This window comes from Tepidibacillus infernus, assembly GCF_048898065.1.
Taxonomy (GTDB): Bacteria; Bacillota; Bacilli; order Tepidibacillales; family Tepidibacillaceae; genus Tepidibacillus_B; species Tepidibacillus_B infernus.
Genome location: NZ_JBLWFI010000047.1, coordinates 1 through 255 on the forward strand (window position 1 = coordinate 1; position 255 = coordinate 255).

Annotated in this window: 1 rRNA gene; it reads left to right on the forward strand. The window is 50.6% G+C overall.

What is annotated here, in order from left to right:
* Positions 1-255, forward strand: a 23S ribosomal RNA gene (locus TEPIDINF_RS14935); the annotation flags it as partial.

Here is a 255-nt window from a genome sequence, read left to right on the forward strand (position 1 = left end):
TAAATACTCCCTAGCAACCGATAGTGAAACAGTACCGTGAGGGAAAGGTGAAAAGCACCCCGGGAGGGGAGTGAAAAAGAACCTGAAACCGTGTGCTTACAAACAGTTGGAGCACCATTCCCACCCACGAAAGTGTTACTTTCGCGGGGACCCGGGAGGTGTGACAGCGTGCCTTTTGTAGAATGAACCGGCGAGTTACGATTACGTGCAAGGTTAAAGTGAAGAGCTGGAGCCGTAGCGAAAGCGAGTCTTAAA